At 41.8% G+C, this 1,269-nt stretch carries 2 protein-coding genes; both read left to right on the top strand.

The genetic code is table 11. The features are described from left to right. The first annotated feature begins 67 nt into the window (after positions 1–67). Positions 68–379: a transposase gene (locus NJD71_RS14050; RefSeq protein WP_192994872.1), complete on the top strand. Its 312-nt coding sequence runs from the start codon at positions 68–70 to the stop codon at positions 377–379. Beyond that, the gene (locus NJD71_RS13500) at positions 325–1,251 is read left to right on the top strand and encodes an IS3 family transposase (RefSeq protein WP_442967691.1); all 927 of its coding nucleotides are present in this window, start codon (positions 325–327) and stop codon (positions 1,249–1,251) included. Before NJD71_RS14050 ends, NJD71_RS13500 begins: the two co-directional genes overlap by 55 nt. Positions 1,252–1,269 lie beyond the last annotated feature (18 nt).

The following is a 1,269-nucleotide window of genomic DNA, read 5'->3' as shown; positions in this document are numbered from 1 at the left end:
TGTAGTGGCATAATGAAATAGGACAGTAGATAAGAGGTTATACTATCACCAAGACTGGAGAGAAGATATGACCACCAAACGCGGACGCTACAGCCAAGAATTTAAGCTAGAAGCCATTAAACTGGTTGAAGATCAAGGCAGGAAGATACCAGAAGTAGCCAACTCATTAGGTATCGGCAAAACCACCTTAGAGAATTGGGTATATAAATACCGTAAAGAACAGCAAGGTGTCATGCCATCAGAAGGCAAAGCCCTAACGCCTGAATTACGGCGTATACAAGAGCTTGAAAAACAGGTCAAGCAGCTTAAGATGGAGCGAGATATATTAAAAAAGGCATCTGCTCTGCTAGCCCAAGACAATCTCAGCGTCTATCGCTAATAACCAAGCTTGCAGAGCATCATAAGCATATTAGCAAACACAAGCTATGTGAACTGTTTGGGGTTGTTAGAAGCAGCTATTACAACAGTACTAAATCTAGGTCTATAGACATTGAACTTATAAGGCTCAAAGCCTTAATCAGAGAAGTATTTGAGCAGTCAAATGGCTCGGCTGGTGCAAGGACGGTATCTGCTATCGTCACGCATCAACATGACATTCAACTCACACGCTACAGAGCAGGTAAGCTGATGGCACAAATGGGGTTGATTAGTCGACAGATAAAATCACATAAGTACAGGCGTTGTGAAAAATTCCATAAAGTTTATGGAAACATACTAGACCGTCAGTTTGCGCCCACTGCACCAAACCAAGTGTGGACAGGTGATGTTACTTATATTCGTATCAAAGGCGGATGGTGTTATTTAGCCATCGTTATGGATTTATATGCTCGACGTATTGTTGGTTTTGCCTTGTCAGATAGCCCGAATACCCAGCTGACCACATCTGCACTAAAAATGGCATATCACATAAGACTTGAGCCTAAAGGCGTGCTGTTTCATTCAGATCAAGGCAGTCATTATACCAGTGAAGAGTATGCTAAATGCGTAGCCAAGTGCAATGGTATGTCGCATAGTATGAGCCGACGAGGCAACTGTTGGGACAATGCACCTACAGAGAGGTTCTTTAGAAGCTTTAAGACAGAGTGGATGCCAAAAAACGGCTATGACAATATTGATGAGGCTCGGCAGGCAGTAAATGATTATATTTGGGGCTATTATCAAAGTGTAAGACCACACAGCTTTAATGAGTATTTAACACCGAGCGAGAAAGAGAGACTTTATTTCAACAAAAACCTCTTAAGTACTGTCTAAAAATATTTGACCACTACA

This window comes from Psychrobacter sp. PP-21, assembly GCF_033790785.1.
Classification (GTDB): Bacteria; Pseudomonadota; Gammaproteobacteria; order Pseudomonadales; family Moraxellaceae; genus Psychrobacter.
Note: the sequence above shows the minus strand (reverse complement) of the source record. Positions and strands in the feature narration are given on the sequence as shown.